This is a genomic window from Armatimonas sp. (assembly GCF_031410135.1).
Taxonomy (GTDB): Bacteria; Armatimonadota; Armatimonadia; order Armatimonadales; family Armatimonadaceae; genus Armatimonas.
Map to the genome: position 1 here is coordinate 1 of NZ_JANNYP010000392.1, position 1,200 is coordinate 1,200.

The 1,200-nt window shown below is 55.0% G+C and carries 2 protein-coding genes; both read right to left on the reverse strand.

The features are described from left to right. Positions 1 to 497 (reverse strand): bacterial transcriptional activator domain-containing protein (locus RMO15_RS14235; RefSeq protein ID WP_309713867.1); only part of this gene is annotated, 497 nt, incomplete at its 3' end. Between the two features lie 183 nt (positions 498 to 680). Further along, positions 681 to 1,200, reverse strand: a 520-nt coding sequence (locus RMO15_RS14240) for a hypothetical protein (protein ID WP_309713870.1), incomplete at its 5' end; no start/stop codon positions are given.

Sequence of the window (1,200 nt, forward strand, 5' to 3'; positions counted from 1 at the left end):
GCAGCCCGGTACTGCTCATAGGCAGAGATGCCCTCTAAACGATCACCGCACTCGTGCGCTGCTCGCACGTAGAGTGTCCAGATACGCTCCGACTTGGGGAACTCCTGCGCATAGCGTCGAAGCAAGAGTAGAGTGTCCTCGGGGCGGTTGTCCTCGCGAGCAAGCTGCAAAGCTCGCTCCACTCCATCCCGAAAGAGGGTTTCACGCCGCGAGCGCTCTTTGTGGAGCCACTGATGAAGCTCGATGGAGGTACTCTCTTTTTCGCCTTGAGGTAGGAGTGGCCCGCCGTAGAGCGCGATGGCTTGGCAGAGGGCACTCTCACTGCTTCGCTGCTTGATGAGGCGATCAAAGAGCGTGAGATCGCAGTCGGTATCTTTGAGGTTCAGACGTAGCTTGCCCATGCGAACTTCAAGGAGGTTCCGCTGCTCACCAAGCTGCTTTCGAAGAGCCCCCACCGCCTGATCCAGTGAAGTGGGCTCCGCATCAGGAAATATCATGCTCATTAGTAGCGAACGGTCTGTCCAGTTGCCGAAGATGGCTAGGCAAGCAAGGAGGAGGTCGGCTTTTCGGTGGTGCAGATCAAGCAGTTCTCCCGCCTGGAATACCTGGAAGGTACCCAGAAGCCGTATTTGTAGTGGCACTCTCTCAAGGGGGGGATTATCTATTTCTGGCACTAGGATTTATTTCCTCTCATTACTTTTTCTTGGCGATTCATTACTTTTACGTGGTCGCTCTAAGTATGGATGGTCGGGGCGGTACTTCATCATGGCTTTTGCTTCCTGGAGGTATTCCTCAGGAGTCACGGGGAAGATGCGCACGGTACCATCCACGCTTGCAGTTATTACGCGCTGGCTGTCAGGGTCAAAGCGCACCGAATGAATCCTGCCTGTATGCCCCTCAAGCCGAAGATAGGGTTGCGCCTGCACAGACGGTTGTAGTATTTTGTTCATCGCCCAGAGAAGTATCTCGCCGTCATTTCCAGCCGAGGCGAGCCACTTCCCGTCCGGAGAGATAGCGACCGAGGTTGCGGGGCCTTTGTGTCCGGTAAGCGTTGTCACTACTTGGTCGGTGAGTAAGTTCCAGATCAGGATACTGCCATCAGTATAGGAGCTAGCCGCATAGTGTCCATCAGGGGAAGGGTATGCATCCATTGCCTGGACACCTGCACGAAGGTTCGATGGTCGGAGCCTTTTTTGGAAG